The organism is Methylophaga sp. UBA5088, assembly GCF_002414625.1.
In the GTDB taxonomy this organism is placed as follows: domain Bacteria; phylum Pseudomonadota; class Gammaproteobacteria; order Nitrosococcales; family Methylophagaceae; genus Methylophaga; species Methylophaga marina.
This window is the reverse complement of the sequence record NZ_DIAC01000032.1, coordinates 60,658-76,818: the sequence shown is the minus strand read 5'-3', so window position 1 is coordinate 76,818 and position 16,161 is coordinate 60,658. Positions and strand designations below refer to the sequence as shown.

Annotated in this window: 20 protein-coding genes; 9 read left to right on the top strand and 11 right to left on the bottom strand. The window is 44.2% G+C overall.

Going from position 1 to position 16,161, the window contains the following annotated elements; translation table 11 throughout:
• The first annotated feature begins 108 nt into the window (after nucleotides 1-108).
• The 8 genes from B4K20_RS04660 to B4K20_RS04625 all read left to right on the top strand — a co-directional run bounded on the left by B4K20_RS04660 (nucleotide 109) and on the right by B4K20_RS04625 (nucleotide 6,572).
• Entirely contained in the window at nucleotides 109-1,344 is a 1,236-nt protein-coding gene (locus B4K20_RS04660) for an NAD(P)/FAD-dependent oxidoreductase (protein ID WP_289282043.1), read from the top strand.
• Nucleotides 1,329-1,877: a DUF3261 domain-containing protein gene (locus tag B4K20_RS04655; protein ID WP_289282042.1), complete on the top strand. Its 549-nt coding sequence runs from the start codon at nucleotides 1,329-1,331 to the stop codon at nucleotides 1,875-1,877. Before B4K20_RS04660 ends, B4K20_RS04655 begins: the two co-directional genes overlap by 16 nt.
• A gap of 7 nt (nucleotides 1,878-1,884) precedes the next feature.
• The gene (locus tag B4K20_RS04650) at nucleotides 1,885-3,066 is read left to right on the top strand and encodes a beta-ketoacyl-[acyl-carrier-protein] synthase family protein (protein ID WP_289282041.1); all 1,182 of its coding nucleotides are present in this window, start codon (nucleotides 1,885-1,887) and stop codon (nucleotides 3,064-3,066) included.
• Complete coding sequence (locus B4K20_RS04645; protein ID WP_289282040.1) at nucleotides 3,063-3,515, top strand: hypothetical protein; 453 nt, start codon at nucleotides 3,063-3,065, stop codon at nucleotides 3,513-3,515. The genes B4K20_RS04650 and B4K20_RS04645 overlap by 4 nt, the downstream gene beginning before the upstream one ends.
• A complete protein-coding gene (locus B4K20_RS04640; RefSeq protein ID WP_286303663.1) occupies nucleotides 3,512-4,237 on the top strand; it encodes a 3-ketoacyl-ACP reductase FabG2 in 726 nt (241 codons plus the stop codon). Before B4K20_RS04645 ends, B4K20_RS04640 begins: the two co-directional genes overlap by 4 nt.
• The gene (locus B4K20_RS04635) at nucleotides 4,237-5,463 is read left to right on the top strand and encodes a beta-ketoacyl-ACP synthase (RefSeq protein WP_339608399.1); all 1,227 of its coding nucleotides are present in this window, start codon (nucleotides 4,237-4,239) and stop codon (nucleotides 5,461-5,463) included. Before B4K20_RS04640 ends, B4K20_RS04635 begins: the two co-directional genes overlap by 1 nt.
• 11 nt (nucleotides 5,464-5,474) lie before the next feature.
• On the top strand, nucleotides 5,475-6,206 hold the full coding sequence (locus B4K20_RS04630) for a hypothetical protein (RefSeq protein WP_289282039.1): 732 nt from the start codon (nucleotides 5,475-5,477) through the stop codon (nucleotides 6,204-6,206).
• Between the two features lie 66 nt (nucleotides 6,207-6,272).
• Nucleotides 6,273-6,572 carry a hypothetical protein gene (locus tag B4K20_RS04625; protein ID WP_289282038.1) on the top strand — a complete coding sequence of 100 codons (300 nt, stop codon included), beginning with the start codon at nucleotides 6,273-6,275 and terminating at the stop codon, nucleotides 6,570-6,572.
• On the opposite strand, the gene B4K20_RS04620 is transcribed toward B4K20_RS04625, so the two are convergent.
• The 6 genes from B4K20_RS04620 to B4K20_RS04595 all read right to left on the bottom strand — a co-directional run bounded on the left by B4K20_RS04620 (nucleotide 6,573) and on the right by B4K20_RS04595 (nucleotide 11,915).
• Nucleotides 6,573-7,289 (bottom strand): hypothetical protein, encoded by a 717-nt coding sequence (locus tag B4K20_RS04620; protein ID WP_289282037.1) that lies wholly within the window; start codon nucleotides 7,287-7,289, stop codon nucleotides 6,573-6,575. It abuts the gene before it with no gap.
• 14 nt (nucleotides 7,290-7,303) lie between these two features.
• On the bottom strand, nucleotides 7,304-8,125 hold the full coding sequence (gene pstB, locus B4K20_RS04615) for a phosphate ABC transporter ATP-binding protein PstB (protein WP_414673374.1): 822 nt from the start codon (nucleotides 8,123-8,125) through the stop codon (nucleotides 7,304-7,306).
• Nucleotides 8,126-8,145: 20 nt separating this feature from the next.
• Entirely contained in the window at nucleotides 8,146-9,051 is a 906-nt protein-coding gene (pstA, locus tag B4K20_RS04610) for a phosphate ABC transporter permease PstA (protein WP_286303668.1), read from the bottom strand.
• Entirely contained in the window at nucleotides 9,048-10,025 is a 978-nt protein-coding gene (pstC, locus tag B4K20_RS04605) for a phosphate ABC transporter permease subunit PstC (RefSeq protein WP_289244475.1), read from the bottom strand. Before pstC ends, pstA begins: the two co-directional genes overlap by 4 nt.
• A gap of 123 nt (nucleotides 10,026-10,148) precedes the next feature.
• Nucleotides 10,149-11,207 (bottom strand): phosphate ABC transporter substrate-binding protein PstS, encoded by a 1,059-nt coding sequence (gene pstS / locus B4K20_RS04600; RefSeq protein WP_286303670.1) that lies wholly within the window; start codon nucleotides 11,205-11,207, stop codon nucleotides 10,149-10,151.
• Nucleotides 11,208-11,702: 495 nt separating this feature from the next.
• The gene (locus B4K20_RS04595) at nucleotides 11,703-11,915 is read right to left on the bottom strand and encodes a hypothetical protein (protein WP_289282036.1); all 213 of its coding nucleotides are present in this window, start codon (nucleotides 11,913-11,915) and stop codon (nucleotides 11,703-11,705) included.
• 356 nt (nucleotides 11,916-12,271) lie between these two features.
• Between B4K20_RS04595 and azu the strand changes: the two genes are divergently transcribed.
• Entirely contained in the window at nucleotides 12,272-12,721 is a 450-nt protein-coding gene (gene azu / locus B4K20_RS04590) for an azurin (protein WP_286303672.1), read from the top strand.
• A 75-nt stretch (nucleotides 12,722-12,796) separates the two neighbouring features.
• On the opposite strand, the gene napH is transcribed toward azu, so the two are convergent.
• From napH to mauA, 5 genes are all read right to left on the bottom strand, one after another.
• Entirely contained in the window at nucleotides 12,797-13,642 is an 846-nt protein-coding gene (napH, locus tag B4K20_RS04585) for a quinol dehydrogenase ferredoxin subunit NapH (protein WP_289282035.1), read from the bottom strand.
• 2 nt (nucleotides 13,643-13,644) lie between these two features.
• On the bottom strand, nucleotides 13,645-14,328 hold the full coding sequence (gene napG / locus B4K20_RS04580) for a ferredoxin-type protein NapG (protein WP_286303674.1): 684 nt from the start codon (nucleotides 14,326-14,328) through the stop codon (nucleotides 13,645-13,647).
• A 29-nt stretch (nucleotides 14,329-14,357) separates the two neighbouring features.
• On the bottom strand, nucleotides 14,358-14,675 hold the full coding sequence (locus B4K20_RS04575; RefSeq protein WP_289244472.1) for a hypothetical protein: 318 nt from the start codon (nucleotides 14,673-14,675) through the stop codon (nucleotides 14,358-14,360).
• 50 nt (nucleotides 14,676-14,725) lie between these two features.
• On the bottom strand, nucleotides 14,726-15,730 hold the full coding sequence (gene mauG / locus B4K20_RS04570) for a tryptophan tryptophylquinone biosynthesis enzyme MauG (RefSeq protein WP_286303676.1): 1,005 nt from the start codon (nucleotides 15,728-15,730) through the stop codon (nucleotides 14,726-14,728).
• Nucleotides 15,731-15,754: 24 nt separating this feature from the next.
• Nucleotides 15,755-16,161: methylamine dehydrogenase (amicyanin) small subunit (gene mauA, locus B4K20_RS04565; protein ID WP_289282034.1), on the bottom strand; the 407-nt coding region annotated here is incomplete at its 5' end.

The following is a 16,161-nucleotide window of genomic DNA, read 5'->3' as shown; positions in this document are numbered from 1 at the left end:
TGAGTCAGACACCGGTATTAATGCATTTTGGTTTGACAGTATTATTGGGATTGTCATGGGTATGGATTTTAGCGACCTTTTTTCGTCGTATAACTCAAGGAGAGAGTGTTGAAGGCAACACAAAGTCAGTATGACATTATCGTCATTGGCGCTGGGCCAGCAGGTGCAGTTGTTTCTGCGTTATTAAATCAGCGTGGTTACCGAGTATTAGTATTGGAGAAGACGTATTTCCCGCGATTCTCCATTGGTGAAAGTTTGCTGCCGCAGAGTATGCGTTTTCTTGAGCAGGCCAATATGTTGGATGCCGTTCATGCGGCCGGTTTCCAATTTAAAAATGGCGCCGCCTTCAGCTGCGCAGAACGTTATGAATCATTTGATTTTAACGAGAAGTTCACTGAGGGGTGGGGGACGACATATCAGGTACAACGCGATAAGTTTGACAAAATTCTGGCTGATACTGCTGAGCAGCAAGGTGTTGAGATTTGTTATGGACAGACCGTCACTGCATTTGAATATCACGAGAAAACGGCGTATGTCACCGTAGCGGATGAAGATGGCGATGTCTATAAACTGAGAAGTCAGTTTGTGTTGGATGCTAGCGGTTATGGGCGTGTATTACCTCGCTTATTAGGCTTGGATAAACCGTCAAACTTTCCATCAAGGACATCGTTGTTTACACACATTGAAGACCGGATACAGGATGAAACTTATGATCGCAATAAAATTCTCATTACAGTGCATCCCGACTTCCAAGATGTCTGGTATTGGTTGATACCGTTTAGTAATGGCCGTTCATCCGTTGGTGTCGTTGCTACACAGACATTTATTCAGCAACTGGATGGTGATACTGAGGATAAACTCAAACAGCTCATTAACGAATCAGGCTGGATGGCGACGTTACTAAAACAGGCAAACTTTGATACTCGGGTTGGTGAGCTTACCGGCTATGCCTGTGATGTTTCACAGCTTTATGGGGATGGTTACGCCTTATTGGGCAATGCGGGTGAGTTTCTGGATCCTGTTTTTTCTTCTGGGGTAACGATAGCACTCAAGTCCTCCAGTTTGGCTGCTTCCGTGCTTGATAAGCAGTTACAGGGTGAAGAAGTAGACTGGCATAACGCCTTTGTTTTGCCGCTACAGCAGGGGATTCATACTTTTAAAGAGTTTGTTGAAGCCTGGTACGACGGCAGGCTACAGGATGTTATTTTTACCCGAAATAAAAATGCACCTATAAAACGGATGATTAGTTCTATTTTGGCCGGATACGCTTGGGACACGCACAACCCATACGTGAAAGATGTGAAGCGGTTAAGTTCTCTGGCAGAGTTATGCAGAAACAGATAATGCCGCGCATCCTATTCTTAGGCCTTTTATTTTTTACGCTGACAGCGTGTAGTCTGTTTCGGCCATTACTGATGCCAGAAAATACGCTGTTATTGTTACCACCCGCTGAGGGACCAAAGGCGGGACTGATGAAACAAAAAGTCACCGTGATTCAGGATAAGCAGCCACAGTCGTTTATTGCCTTGAGTCGGTTTACAGCGTCGGATTTTCGTGTGGCTGTGATAACACCAACTGGCCAGACTCTGCTGAAAATGAACTATGACGGTAGCCATTTTCAAGCGACTAATCTGACGGATATGACATTACCTCTCGAAGAAGTGATGTCTGTTATGCAATTTGCGTTGTGGCCAGAAAAAACGGTGCACAAGTATTATAATGAACGGTTAAATTGGCAAGTTGAACTTACTCCGAATTATCGCCGTTTATATAAAGGTAATACACTTATCCTTGACGTAAGGATGTCTGATGATAACGTTGATATTCACCATAAACAGCATCATTACCGTGTGATGATTTCGCCCTTACAGAGTTGATAACAGTGTGACTGATAAAAAAAATGTTTACCTGAATCAGGTTGGGGTAGTGTGTGCTGCCGGACACAATATACTGGAACTTAAGTGTGGACTTGAGGCTGAACCAAACGATCTCATGACCCTGACCGATGCCTATGGTACAGAGCCTGTGCCTGTCGCTATGTGTCAACAAGTATTACCTGATATTCCAATGGAAGAGGCATGCTGGCAAAGTCGAAATAACCAATTGGCTTTGGCGGTATATCATCAGATTCAGGAAAGGGTTGATGAGGCCATAAAAAACTATGGTGCTGAGCGAGTCGGTGTGGTCATTGGAACCAGTACATCGGGTATTTCTGATGCTGAGAACGCTATCCAGTCTTATGTCGAAGGAAAAGACTTACCTGAAAACTATCATTACAGGATTCAGGAAATGGCCAATACGGCCGAGTTCATTGCAACACTATCTGGCGCTTTAGGTCCGGTCTATGCTGTATCTACAGCCTGTTCATCAGGTGCCAAAGCCTTGGCTTCAGCCAAGAGGCTTATTACTGCCGGGCTTTGTGATGTGGTTATTGCGGGTGGTGTCGACACACTGTGTAAGCTCACTCTACAAGGCTTTTCAGCATTGGAAGCGGTCAGCAAATCGATTTGTAACCCATTTAGTCAGAATAGAAATGGCATCAATATTGGGGAGGCTGGTGCGTTGTTTATTGTTTCTGCTAATCCTGAAGGTGTTAAGTTATCAGGCGTTGGTGAAAGTAGTGATGCCCACCATATTTCTGCCCCAGAACCAGAAGGAACTGGAGCCGAACGAGCTATGAGAATGGCATTGGCTGATGCTGGTCTGAAAGCTGATGACATTGATTATGTGAATCTACATGGCACAGCGACGCTGTTGAATGATCAAATGGAGTCGCGAGCTGTTAGTCGTGTTTTTCCTGCATCGGTTTTATGTAGCTCTACCAAGCCCATGACAGGACATACACTAGGTGCTGCGGGTGCAGTAGAAGCGGCTATTTGCTGGCTAACATTGATGGACAATGCTGTGTTGCCAGTTCATCACTGGGATCGCAATGCTGATCCTGAATTGCCAGAACTGAATTTTGTGACGCGTCAGCACACATCAACACCAGTACGACGCGTATTAAGCAATTCCTTTGCTTTTGGCGGTAATAATGTGGCCTTAGTCATGGAACGAGCAGAATGAGTATTGAGTATTCTGTAGACGACCTTGTACCCCATTCAGGCTCCATGTCATTGTTAAGTCGTGTGACAGCCTATGGCGATGACTGGTTGGAAGCGGAAGTCGATATCTCCTCAGCCACGTTATTTGCAGAGGAACAGGGCGTGCCGGCATGGGTTGGTTTGGAATACCTTGCCCAAGCCATCGCGGCTTTTTCAGGTGTGCAGGAAAGAAAACAAAATCAGCCACCCAAGCTTGGGTTTCTACTCGGCACACGGCGTTATGAATCGAACGTGCCATGGTTTGCTACTGGACTGACGTTAACAGTGAGAGTCGAGCGAGACATGGTGGCTGAAAATGGATTACATGTATTTAAAGGCATGTTGACGGCATTCAATGTGGAAGCCACAGCGAATTTAAATGTATTTCAACCAGACGATGCCAGTCAGTTTATTAAGGAAGCAAAACAATGAGCGAAACCATATTAGTAACAGGCTCAAGCCGAGGTATCGGCCGCGCTGTTGCGATTAAGCTAGCGAATGATGGCTATGACATCGTGCTGCATTGCCGTAGCAAGTGGACTGAAGCTGAGGCCGTGGCTGAAGAGGTTAAAGCCCTTGGTCGGCAGGTTCGCATATTACAGTTTGATATAGCTGATAGAGAGCAATGCCAGGCAGTGCTTGAAGCGGATGTTGAAGAATATGGTGCTTATTATGGTGTGGTTTGTAATGCTGGCCTTGCACGAGACAATGCTTTTCCTGCTATGCCTGGTGAAGAATGGGATCTGGTATTAAGAACGAACCTTGATGGTTTTTATAATGTATTACAACCACTCACCATGCCGATGGTGAGAAGACGTAAACCAGGTCGGATTGTCACTATGTCATCCGTTTCTGGCGTGGCTGGTAATCGTGGACAGGTTAATTATAGTGCTGCCAAAGCCGGTATTATCGGTGCGACCAAAGCCCTCGCTATTGAATTAGCTAAACGTAAAATCACAGTGAACTGTGTCGCGCCGGGGTTAATTGATACAGAGATGACAGAAGATGTTTTCATGGATGAAGCGATGAAACTAATACCGATGCAACGTGTTGGTAAAGTCGAAGAAGTCGCAGCGACGGTGAGTTTTTTAATGTCAGAAGGTGCTGCCTATATTACGCGCCAAGTCATTTCAGTGAATGGTGGAATGGTCTGATGAAACGCGTAGTTGTAACAGGCGTAGCGGGTTTTTCGCCTATAGGAAATGATTGGGCCACTATTCGCCATCACCTGGAAACGATGACAACGGGAATTTGCCGCATTGATGAGTGGGATAAATATGCTGAGTTAAATACGCGCCTTGGCGCACCCGTTCGGGACTTTCAAATGCCGGCGCATTATAAGCGTAAGGATTTACGGAGCATGGGACGGGTCGCTCAGTTAGCCGTGTTGAGTACCGAGTTGGCTTTAGATAAAGCTGGTTTACTCAATGATCCCATTCTTAATAGTGGCGATGTTGGTGTGGCATATGGCTCTTCGGCTGGTGATACCGGTGCTGTCGCCGATTTTGGCAATATGCTATTGAATCACTCATGCGAAGGATTGAATGCAAACTCTTATATTAAAATGATGGCGCATACCTCTCCCGTGAATATCGGTATCTATTTTGGTTTGCGAGGTCGTGTATTAACAACATCAAGTGCCTGTACTTCTGGCAGTCAGGCCATTGGCTATGCTTATGAGGCCATCAAAGCCGGTCAACAAACAATTATGATTGCGGGTGGCTGTGAGGCCTTATGTGCGACTGAAGCCGCAGTGTTCGATACCTTATATGCCACCAGTATTAAGAATGACACACCACATTTATCTCCCAGACCTTTTGATAAAGACAGAGACGGATTGGTTATAGGTGAAGGAGCCTGCACCTTGATCTTGGAAGAGCTGGAACATGCTCAAGTCAGAGGGGCGACTATTTATGCTGAGCTGATTGGTTTTGGCACAAATTCGGATGGCAGTCATGTGACTCAACCTTCAGCCGCTACCATGCAAAAGGCCATAGAATTAGCGCTACAAGATGCCGCTATTGAGCCTGAAAATATTGGCTATATCAGTGCTCATGGAACGGCTACCGATCGTGGAGACATTGCTGAAACCACGGCAACCGAAGCCGTGTTTGGTTCCAGTACGCCGATAAGCTCATTTAAAAGTTATACTGGTCATACATTAGGTGCATGTGGTGCATTAGAAGCCTGGGTCGCTATTGAAATGATGAACAGTGATTGGTTTCATGCGACGGCAAATCTGGATGAAGTCGATCCCGATTGTGGCACGCTGGATTACATCATGAATGCTCCCAGGCAAATTCATACCGATTATGTGATGTCGAATAACTTTGCATTTGGCGGTATTAACACGTCACTTATTTTTCAACGATGGAACTAAAAGGATAACTTATGACTTTAGGGAAGAAGCTTATTCCATTACTATTCACCGCACTTTCAATGAATGCTGCGGCTTATCAGAGTAAAGATGAGCAGATTGATGCAGTATTAAATGTGGTGCAAACAGGTTCACAAGAACGCAAAGAGACTGTCTTGGAACGATTACAGTGGTCAGGTATCTCAGATCCTCGCTTATATGATGTGTTGGAAGCCGATTTATTGGCGAATTACCAAGAAAAGCTATATGACTCAGATAAGCGAAATTTGATGGCCTATGAGGTAAGAGCGCTAGGATACAGTGGTAACCCAAAATACACATCGACGCTTGAACTGTTAGCAAAAAAAGCAGCGGAGTCAAAAGTTAAACGACATGCCAAAAAGGCCTTGAGCGACTTAAGTACTTATATTTCGGTCCAGCGTCAGTTAAGTCATGTGGTTATCGAACAACCGGAAAAACCGTTTGAAGTTCAGATGTATATGCGGATGATACAAACAGGTGATAGCTACACACAGCGACTGGCCGCGCGAGCTTCTTTTCATGAAAATATTCATGACCCTGAGCTTATGGCTTTATTTACTGAGCAGTTAGAGAGTATGTACATGAACCCTGATTTGGATGCCTTGGGGCAAGATACGGCCGCTTGGATCTGTAAAGTGCTTAAACAAAACTCTGGACATGAAGCTCTGTTGGCGGAAGTAGCTGAGAAGACGCCACATCGAAAAATTCAAAAATATGCTAAGTAACTGGTGTGAGTGCTTTTTTCTACATAACTGTTTGCCCAGAGACAACTTCATTTAAAGAGTGCTGAGATGAGTGACAAAGATTCTGAAGGAATGGTTGTGGAGTTTACGCCTCTGGAAAAAATCGAAGAACTCTATAATGAGTTGCTTGGATGGTATGGTGAGGCTGATAGCAAAGAACTTAGAGTGGCAGCCAAGTTATTATTAGTTGCTTTGGAAAAGTTTGCTATTCATGGTGGTAATCAGTGGCATGACTTGGTCAGTGAATATATCGATATTCTTCGTAAAGATCCGGAGAAGTTTCAGAGAATTATTGAATCCAATCGCGGTGAATTAAAAGAAAAAACGTCTACGACCCGTTATCACTAGCTAATTTTTCAAAAAAGATTGTCTTTTTTGCTCGTCTTTCAGCAGCTTGGCAAATTTACGTGTTTGTTTTGGCAGATAAATAAAATCGTCGACTAATGATTTCTTACGACGTTTTTTGGTCAGTTCAGCAGGCTCGAAAAAATGTCTGGCATTCTCGTAAGACAACACAAACGGTTGATAGCCTTCATGCATCAATAAATAACTCATGATGAGCGAACCTGTACGATGATTGCCTTCCAGAAACAGCTGGGGCTGACTCAGTATATTAGTGAATAAACCGGCCGTTCGCTTCCAAATATTGGTATGTTGATTGAGTGCCAACCAGTCCATAAGCTGACCAATACCACCATTACGTGCTGCGTAGAAGTGGGCCTTTGTTGCTTCAAATTGATGCTGCGATTCTTCTTCAGATATTGATGAAGTGTGATAAAGCACTATGTGATTAAGTTCTAACAGTAAATGTGAATTACCCATGGCGAAAAGATCAATGCCATTCGCCAGATAAAAATCTATCTTGGCGTAGCCGGCAACAATATTTTCAATCACTTCATTAGAGGGGGGTGTTCTTTGTACGGTGAGGGTTTTATTAATCTTATCAAAGTGTTTTTGAGTATCAAGCAGACGTGATCTGACAGCGCTAATATTGAGTCGAGCAATATTGCCTGTCAGATCATGTTGTGTCGCACTGTGAACAGCATTAAGTGATGATGAACCCATAATAATGGTTTAGATTAACTAAACTCACCTCGCACATACTGTTTGGTTAATAACTGTTGAGGATCTTCAAAAATCTTTTTGGTATCGTCCATTTCTACTAGATAGCCAGTACGACCACCTTGTGAAATATCCACACCCAGAAACGCTGTTGTATCAGCCACACGCATGGCTTGTTGCATATTATGTGTGACTAAAGCCACGCTGTAGTGTTGTTTCAGTTCTACCATCAACTCTTCGATCTGACGTGTTGCAATCGGGTCTAGAGCTGAACAAGGTTCATCCATTAATAACACATCAGGTTCTGTGGCAATGGCTCTGGCAATACACAAACGTTGTTGCTGACCACCTGATAAAGATAATCCGCTGTTTTTTAATTTATCTTTAACATCATTCCAGATAGCCGCACGTTTTAGTGCTTTTACGACCATCTCTTCTTCATCGCCTTTATAGCCATTCAGTCTCAGACCAAAGGCAACATTATCGTAAATGCTCATAGAAAAAGGATTAGGTAACTGGAACACCATGCCGATATAACGTCTGACGATGACCGCATCGACCTTTTTGCTGTAGATATCATGTTTGTGATATTGGATATGACCTTCAAAACGGAAGGAGTCGATCAGATCATTCATACGATTCATGCTGCGTAGAACGGTACTTTTACCGCAACCTGATGGACCAATAAAGCCGGTGACTTTATTTTTCTCAATAGGAATGGTGGTGTCTCTGACCGCTCTGAAGTCGCCATAGTAGATATTTTTTACATGGCAATCTAAAACCACAGGGCCTTTTGGGACGTACTTTTCAGCAATAAATTCAGCGGTATCGGTTTGCATATTCATAGGTTTTCCTTACGTTATTCTTTAAATTTCGATCTGCCGACAACGCGGGCCAGAATATTGAAAAAGAGGACGAGTATTACAAGTACCAGAGAGGCTGCCCAAGCAAGCTCAATCTGATTCTCAAACGGCATGCCGGAGAAGTTGTAAATCAAAATGGATAAAGAGGCTGTTGGCTCTGCCAGTTCAGCCATGTAGTAATTACTAAACAAGGCAGTAAACAGTAACGGAGCTGACTCACCAGCGGCACCCGCTACAGCCAATATCACACCGGTCAAAATGCCGGGTAATGCTGTAGGTAAAACCACTTTTAATATGACTTGTGTACGCGTACACCCCATACCAAACGCGGCATCTTTCATTTTTTGTGGTACTTGTTTCATGGCTTCTTCTGCTGCCAAAGTCACCGTAGGCAACATCAGAACAGCTAAGGCCACACCACCTGCCCAGGCAGAGTAAGTCCCTGTTGTGATAACGATAACGGCATAAACAAAAACACCCGCCAGGATTGAAGGAAAGCCCGTCAATACTTTGGCTAAAAAGCGTGAGATGGTTGCTATTTTGCTGGAAGGATTAAGTATCGATAAATACAGTGCTGCCATAATGCCAATAGGAATACTGATGGCCGAGGCAATACCCACCATGGTTAATGTACCGACAATGGCATTACCAAAGCCACCACCCATTTCAAAACCAGCGGGTGGCAGGGCGGTAATCGCTTCCATATCCAGTCTGGCGCCACCTTGTACGAGTAGCATATAAATCACTGAAAATAGAGGGATACTGGCTAGAACAGCTAACAACCAAACTAAGGATGTCAGAAAGTAGTTTTTTAATGCCCTGACTTCAAAAATATTTTTTTCTAGAGCCGGTAACTGAATTCTTGGTGGCAATACCTGCTCTTCTAATTGTATTTGACTCATTTTTTACCCTCAAACTTACGCATGGTGTATTGCTGTACTGCCAAACCGACAACGTTGACCATAAAGGTGATGACCAGTAGAACCAGCGCGGCATACATTAAAGCCTGTATTTCGATTTCACCTGCTTCAGGGAAAGTAGAAGCAAGAAGTGACGCTAAGGTATTGGCCGGAGCAAACAGTGAAACATCGATATTGTTGACGTTACCAATCAACATGGCGAGCGCCATGGTTTCACCAAGAGCGCGACCGAATCCAAGCACTAAACCAGCCAAAATGCCGGAAGAGGCTGTAGGGAGCATTACTTTTAAAATGACTTCCCACTTGGTAGCGCCCATACCGTAAGCGGCTTCTTTCACTTTGTAGGGGATACGGCGGAAAGCATCTGCAGAAATCGCTGCTACGGTAGGTAAAATCATAATAGCGAGTACCAATGCCGCAGGAGCAAGACCTGGACCACTCAACTCTGTGCCAAATAGGGGAAACCAGCCTAAGGTGTCATGTAACCACTCAGCGCCAGGTCTTATCAATGGAATCAGTACATAAATGCCCCATAAACCATAAACAACAGAGGGGATAGCTGCTAACAATTCGATGACGGTTCTGAAAATCATTTCGAACTTAGCGTGTACAAATCCTTGAGTCAGGAAGATCGCTATTGAAACACCTAATAAACCACCCAGAAGTAAAGCTAAGAGCGAACTATATAATGTGCCCCAAATTTCAGGTAACACACCAAACACCCCTTGGTTGGTATCCCATGTAGTACCAGTAATAAAGCCAAGGCCATGTGTTTTGATGGCCGGTAATGCCTGTGAACCTAATTCAAAAACGATATAGGCAACCAAAAGGACAATCGATAGGGCGCAAAAATAAGCAAAAGAACGAAATACCGAGTCTTTTAAGTAATCCGTCGATGATGGCGGAGCAGACAGTGTTTTATCACTGCTGGCTTCTTTAAATGGATCGTAAACCATGTGCGTTCCTATCAATTATTCATTCGTGTTTTTAAACATGTTTTATGGCGTGTAAAAACAGAGAAAATGCTGCAAGGACTTTCCAGCCTTGCAGCATTTTTATCTGAGTTTTCAACGATGTGATTACTTGATCATTTTCGCTGCGTTGCGAACTTTCTCAACCACGTTTTCTGGTAGTGGGATATAACCCATTGCTTCAGATGATTCTTGACCTGTTGTTACCATGTATTCGATTAAGTCACGTAAAGCTTTTGCTTTATCATCTTCTTGATCTTTGTAGACCAACAACCATGTGAACGAGGCGATTGGGTAAGCATCTTCACCAGCAGGGTCAGTAGACCAAGCACGTAAATCAGGTACATCACTACCTGGTAAATTACCTTCTGGGAACGTTGTTGTTGCTAATGCAGCAGCACCTGTTTCACCACCGGCTTCAACGAATTTACCTTTTTGGTTTTCAAGAATAGCGGTTGGCATTTTGGTTAATTTTGCAAAGCCATATTCAATGTAACCAATTGAACCAGGCGTTTGTTTGATAGTCGCTGTCACACCATCATTTTTTGGCGCTTTGACGATTAATGCAGAAGAAGGCCAGTTAGGTGATTTAGCTGCACCGATAGTTTCTTTAAATTCTGCATTGATGGCAGACAAGTGGTTGGTGTAAACATAACTTGTACCACTTGAGTCAGAGCGAACGACTACAGTGATTTTTTCGTCAGGTAATTTAACACCTGGGTTGGCTGCTTGGATTTTTGGGTCATTCCATTGAGTGATTTTGCCCATGAAAATGGCTGGGTAAACATCACGTGGCAGTTTTAATTCTTTAACACCTTCCAGGTTGTAAGACAGAACCACTTCACCGGCTGTCATTGGTAACAGAATCGCACCTTTTTTGACTTGCTCGATTTCGCTGTCTTTCATCGCCGCGTCACTTGCTGCAAAGTCAACTGTTTCATTGATGAAATCACGAATACCTGCGCCACTACCTTTAGATTGGTAATCTACACGCACACCATCAGTTTGCTTGCTGTAATCTTTAAACCATTTGTTATAAAGAGGGGCTGGAAAACTGGCACCAGAACCGTTCAACTTCAGTTCGGCATGTGCAGCAGTTGATGACATCGCACCAACAAGGGCAGTGATAAGAAAAACTGACTTTGCATTTTTTGCAAATAGTTTCATAGAAACTCCTGACTAGTTAATTAAGCAATAAAAATCTTTAACTCGAACAGAGTATCGGTCTTAAGTTAAAGATTTATGACAAAAGCAAATTTAGTCAGAATTTTTTATATCAGTAGAAGGTTGTATCTAATAATTTATATTAAAATCAATTATCTATAGATCTTTTTGCTTATTAATAATGTATCAATGTCAGTTTTTTTAATTCGTCTCTTTTCACAAAATGGATAAATTAAAGTGACATTATGACTAAATAGAGCGTCATTATTAGGGACTCTATAGTCTTAATAGCAGTATTGTTACTTCTACTGAATTGCAAACATAAGTAATCTGAAGGCAATCCAGACAAAGCCAATAGTTGTAATAATAAAGCTCAATGCTGAGAATATTTTCCAGATAGTTTTATTCCAGAAATCGATATCAAAAGCGGCAATCACAAAAATGGTTGGGTTAGTGAATCCGCCAATGGCGAAACAAAGACAGGCGAACTTTGATAACTCAATATCGGCCCCAGTCGCAGCGCCATAAAAAACCTAAGCTGAATAATGCCATGAGTGCATAATCTACGTGAGCCCTGATCATGGTTTTGTAATCGACTAAAAAGTCGCCGTCTATCCCTTTGATGGGAAACCATCTGGCAAATGTCATTAACCATGCCGATAGAATCAATGCTGCAATCATAGCAACAGCACCTATTAATAAAACATTCATTTCTCTCTCCTTTGTATTGGAGAGCATATTAAAAATGATTACATAGCTGGCAGCAGCTGATAATTACCCCAGATTTTCAGGTAAATAGCCCATTATCTCTACATAGCGGTTAGTCGCATGCGATTGGAGCTTTGTGTCGCTAGAGGAGCGGAGGGGAGTTTAGTAGAAAAAGTAGCACCATTAGCTCTCTCAATTTGAACGTCGAAAATAGTTTTGTTTCGGCTTTTATGATGGTGGGATTCAAACATTCGCTAAGAAACATGACATGACTCGAACAATGCCCATTTTTGCTACTGAGATATAAACGCTGCCATTAAACTTATTGCTCACATTGTGATTTTTTTCATGGAGTTAATATGCGTTTTTCTTATTTTTTTATTCCTTTAGCATTTGCCTTACCTAACTTAGCAAGTGCCAATACTTGTGAAGTAGAAATTACTGCGGGTGATTCATGGTCATACAACACTAAGACAATCACTGTGCCATCTGATTGTGATGAATTTACTGTCAATTTCACGCATACAGGTAAGCTATCTAAAGATGGGCTTGGTCATAACTGGGTATTAGCCAAGACTTCAGATGTGAATGCCATTGCTCAAGCCGGTGCACCAGAAGGGCTCGAAAATGATTTCCTTCCAAAGGATGATGAGCGTGTGCTCGCATTCACACCGATCATCGGTGGCGGTGAAAGTGCCTCAACAACCTTTAAAACGAGTGTGTTAAATAAAAATGAGGACTATAGCTTTTTCTGCTCATTCCCTGGTCACACATTTATGATGCGCGGCACCGTGAAACAAGCAGAATAAAAATACCTTTCAGCTTCCTCTTGTATCCCCTGTTATAAAGGTGTGGTGGTTTGCCGCCCACCTTTATCTTTTTATTTAATCGTCAGCTTTTCTATTCGCCATCCCCACTAAGTCAATTTTCATTGACAGTACTCCCTCGCTACATTCATCAAGACAAGCACCGCAACGAGTACAATCACTTGAAGTAACGGATAAGGCTTGTTTGGACACTACGGGAGCCAGTACATGTGGTTCAGGACAAACAGCAACGCAACGTGAACAGCCACTGGTATCACAGCTTTCTGTCGGTGTGGATGTCACTTTGAGTCGACCATAGCGTCCTAAAATGCCATAGAAAGCACCTACTGGGCACAGATGGCCGCACCAGGCACGACGACTGACAAATAAATCAAACAAAAACAAAGCGCCTAGCAGCATCGCCCCACTTAAAGAAAACCATATTAACTCTCGCTGGAATCGTGTAATAGGGTTCACTATTTCCCACGCCAAGGTCCCGCCTAAAAAAGAAAGCACCAGAGATAAGGCTAAGATCCAGAGTCGTAAATGACGCGATAAATTCATATTGCCTTTAACATTGAGACGTTTACGTAACCAATAGGCTAAATCAGTCAGTAAGTTGATGGGACATACCCAGCTACAGTAAAGACGACCGGCAAAGAAGGCATAAAATCCTCCGACCAGTATCGCCCCCATAAGCGCGGGCAAGGCAATAGGGGAACCTGCAAAAAAAGACTGGAGAAGAATAAAAGGATCGGTCAGTTTGAGTTGTTCAAACCAGAGACTAGACGATAAATTGCCATCAGCAATCTTGCCATAACCCGGTATTGCAACAATAAAGGCAAGTAAAATGGAGATTTGTACGATACGGCGCGTCAACAACCAGCGATGCCGATAGAGACCACGCTTCAGACGATGTAACATACTTAGCTCCTCCCAACGGCATTCCTGCCAGACAAGCCTAAGCCCAGTTCGCGTGGAAGTACGCGAATTGCTGCTTCAGACAAGACACAATGTTTTTCACAGGTGCCGCATCCAGTACAGATGTCTGAATGCACGGTAGGAATCATCAATTTTCCTGCCTCAGTCTGGATAGGTTCAATGGTGATGGCTTCATCACGAATGGGGCAAACTCGCCAGCAAATACTACAGGTCAAACCTTTGTAATTGAGGCAGGTTTCATGGTCAACAAGTACAGCGACGCCCATATCCGCTTTTTTTATATCGGTCATATGACGATCAAGTGCACCGGTTGGGCAGGCCTTGGCACAGGGAATATCGGTGCACATCCGGCACGGTTCTTCTCTGGCTACAAAATAAGGCGTGCCTTGTGGAGCAGGGTCAGCCCAACTGGCTAACTTCAGAATATCGTAGGGGCAGTCTTCAACACATAAGCCACATCGTATACATGATGAGTCGAAGTCCAGATCCGGCAATGCGCCTGGTGGGCGAAGCGCTTCTGCAGCGCGTGCTGGACGGGATAGAATCATGGATTGTCCAATGATGGTACCCACCAGTACCACTCCAAAACGTTTGAATAGATGACGAAAGGTTTCCCGTTTTCCGGGATCGTCTAATTGATGGTTAGTGTCTCGTTGATTTTCTGCCATTAGTACCTCCAGCAGATAAACAGCAAATATCAGGGAGCTACCGTCATTTCGGCTCTGATAACCGGATGTATCCAGCATTGCAAAAGGTAATCACCGGCTGCTGGAATAGTCAAGCTGACGGTTTCTCCCGGAAGCTGTACGCCTAAGTTCACCACTTTGCCATCGGGGTAGGTGACATAAATACTGTGTGCGATATTCGCTTTGTTATGAATCAGTAGTTTGTCATTGACTTGCGGGGTAAAGTGCCATTCATCGAAATCGTGATGGGTCAGCGATAACTCTCGAATAATCTGTTCTGAGTCGCTTGCTTGTTCGGCACTGGCAACGGGTAGAATGAGCGTACTCATAATGCAAGCTATAGTCATGAGCCAAAGTGTTACTTGTCTGTTCACGTATGCTACTCCTCGGGTAATTCGGGTGGAGAAAGTGCTAATGGACCACCATTTAAGGTTTTCAAAAAGGCAATCAGATCGGCTTTTTGTTGTTCAGTTAGTTCAAATGGCGACATTTCTTTAGACAGGCTGGGACGTTTGAGACCACCGTCTTCATAATGTTTGATCACTTGCTCCAGATTGGTCATGGAACCATCATGCATAAAAGGTCCGTTTTCTGGCAGATCACGTAAGGTCGGGGTTTTAAAAGCATGCTGCATAATCGTCACCTCGACAGGGATGGTATTGCCACGACCCAGATCCGGGCTATCCAGCCCAATGTCATGGAAACTATCATCAGTAAAACGCCATGACTTATGACAAGCGGCGCACTGGGCTTTATTGTTAAATACTTGAAAACCACGTTGAGCACTGACACTGATAGCTTCATCATCACCTTCTACCCAACGATCAAAGCTTGAAACATTGGAGACCAAGGTACGTTGAAAAGTCGCTAATGCCATCGCAATGCGCTGTGTAGTGATTTCTGCATCACCATAGGCAGACTCAAATAAGGGGCGATAACCTTTAATTTCACCTAGTCGCTGAACTAATTCATCCATGTTGTAGTTCATTTCGTGTGGCGTGGTGATGGGAAGCACTGCCTGCGCTTCCAGTGAGTTGGCTCGGCCATCCCACATTAATGCTTTAAGCCAGGCGCTGTTCATGACAGTGGGCGTTCGTCTCGGCTGCTCAAGTTCTTCCGAACCCAGCGGCACAACGCGGCCATCGCTCCAGCGATGATCCGGTGAGTGGCAGGTCGCACAGGACATACCTTTATCTCGGGACAAACGCGGGTCAAAAAACAGGGCTTTACCCAGCGTTGTTTTTTCTATAGTAAGCGGGTTGGAGTCCGGCGCCGGAATGGCCTCGGGACGTTGATAATCACTCCGCTTGATTGTGTCATCAGCCAAACTGGCATGCACGGAAAATACCGTGCATGCCAACATGACGAGGATTCTGATCTTCATGATGTAAGAATGCCTCAGGCCAACTTAGCTGGCTTTACCAACGACTGGTGAGATGGTGCAGTGATAGGTCATATCATCATTTTCTGCACCGAAGCACCATACGATGTCGTTGGAGAACTCAGGACGGTAAACCGGCAGTTCACCTTCTGTGTTCAGACACGCACATTGACCACAGGTTTGCTTACCACAGCAGTCACGGTAAGCGATCAGGTAAGTCTGACCGTCACCCGGGTTGTAACAGCTGGCCACCCATGAGCTCGGTGACAGGCTGGTGCCCGGAGGACAGGAAGTCAGCGTACCACCACAGCAGTCACAGACGTTCCCGTCGATAGAACAGTGCCGCCAGTAGTCACAGGCTTGTGGATCCTGATCCTGTGGTTGCCAACCTGCTCTGGCCGCATCCAGGTCACTGGCGTCAGCGGCGTGGGCGC

What these genes read in the sequence shown, in the direction of transcription:
- B4K20_RS04655 (WP_289282042.1), top strand. Translation starts at nt 1,329, where the DNA reads ATGCAGAAACAGATAATGCCGCGCATCCTATTCTTAGGCCTTTTATTT.
- B4K20_RS04645 (WP_289282040.1), top strand. Translation starts at nt 3,063, where the DNA reads ATGAGTATTGAGTATTCTGTAGACGACCTTGTACCCCATTCAGGCTCC.
- B4K20_RS04640 (WP_286303663.1), top strand. Translation starts at nt 3,512, where the DNA reads ATGAGCGAAACCATATTAGTAACAGGCTCAAGCCGAGGTATCGGCCGC.
- B4K20_RS04635 (WP_339608399.1), top strand. Translation starts at nt 4,237, where the DNA reads ATGAAACGCGTAGTTGTAACAGGCGTAGCGGGTTTTTCGCCTATAGGA.
- B4K20_RS04630 (WP_289282039.1), top strand. Translation starts at nt 5,475, where the DNA reads ATGACTTTAGGGAAGAAGCTTATTCCATTACTATTCACCGCACTTTCA.
- B4K20_RS04625 (WP_289282038.1), top strand. Translation starts at nt 6,273, where the DNA reads ATGAGTGACAAAGATTCTGAAGGAATGGTTGTGGAGTTTACGCCTCTG.
- B4K20_RS04620 (WP_289282037.1), bottom strand. Translation starts at nt 7,289, where the DNA reads ATGGGTTCATCATCACTTAATGCTGTTCACAGTGCGACACAACATGAT.
- pstB (WP_414673374.1), bottom strand. Translation starts at nt 8,125, where the DNA reads ATGCAAACCGATACCGCTGAATTTATTGCTGAAAAGTACGTCCCAAAA.
- pstA (WP_286303668.1), bottom strand. Translation starts at nt 9,051, where the DNA reads ATGAGTCAAATACAATTAGAAGAGCAGGTATTGCCACCAAGAATTCAG.
- pstC (WP_289244475.1), bottom strand. Translation starts at nt 10,025, where the DNA reads ATGGTTTACGATCCATTTAAAGAAGCCAGCAGTGATAAAACACTGTCT.
- pstS (WP_286303670.1), bottom strand. Translation starts at nt 11,207, where the DNA reads ATGAAACTATTTGCAAAAAATGCAAAGTCAGTTTTTCTTATCACTGCC.
- B4K20_RS04595 (WP_289282036.1), bottom strand. Translation starts at nt 11,915, where the DNA reads ATGAATGTTTTATTAATAGGTGCTGTTGCTATGATTGCAGCATTGATT.
- azu (WP_286303672.1), top strand. Translation starts at nt 12,272, where the DNA reads ATGCGTTTTTCTTATTTTTTTATTCCTTTAGCATTTGCCTTACCTAAC.
- napH (WP_289282035.1), bottom strand. Translation starts at nt 13,642, where the DNA reads ATGTTACATCGTCTGAAGCGTGGTCTCTATCGGCATCGCTGGTTGTTG.
- napG (WP_286303674.1), bottom strand. Translation starts at nt 14,328, where the DNA reads ATGGCAGAAAATCAACGAGACACTAACCATCAATTAGACGATCCCGGA.
- B4K20_RS04575 (WP_289244472.1), bottom strand. Translation starts at nt 14,675, where the DNA reads ATGAGTACGCTCATTCTACCCGTTGCCAGTGCCGAACAAGCAAGCGAC.
- mauG (WP_286303676.1), bottom strand. Translation starts at nt 15,730, where the DNA reads ATGAAGATCAGAATCCTCGTCATGTTGGCATGCACGGTATTTTCCGTG.